General features: G+C 69.3%; 1 protein-coding gene. It reads right to left on the bottom strand.

The features are described from left to right. Positions 1–384 (bottom strand): recombinase family protein (locus I8N68_RS32545; RefSeq protein WP_234041020.1); only part of this gene is annotated, 384 nt, incomplete at its 3' end. Positions 385–394 lie beyond the last annotated feature (10 nt).

Here is a 394-nt window from a genome sequence, read left to right as displayed (position 1 = left end):
GGCCTCACGGGACCGCAGGCCGTACATCCGACCGGCGAACGTGGCGACCACAGACATGAAGTCGTCCACCAGTTCCTCGACCCCGCCGGCCGAGCCCTTCGCGTGCAGCACCTCGACAGTCACCCCGTCACGGGCGAGCAGAGCGGTCAGCCACGCGGTGCCGAACCGGGCCAGCCGGTCGCGGTGGGTCACTCTCACCACAGTGAACTCGCCGGCCGCCGCGCCCTTCAGCAGCCGCGTCAGTCCGGGCCGGTTCTCCCGCAGTCCAGACGCGTTGTCCTTGAACACCGCCACGACCTCGGCGCCAGCAGTAGCCCGCAGTTCCGCCTCTTGGGCCACCAGCGACGTCTCCTGGCCAGACGTACCCGACACCCGTATATACAACGCCTCACGG

Origin of the sequence: Micromonospora coerulea, assembly GCF_016598485.1 — a bacterium.
In the GTDB taxonomy this organism is placed as follows: Bacteria; Actinomycetota; Actinomycetes; order Mycobacteriales; family Micromonosporaceae; genus Micromonospora; species Micromonospora coerulea.
This window is presented reverse-complemented; position numbering and strand designations above follow the sequence as displayed.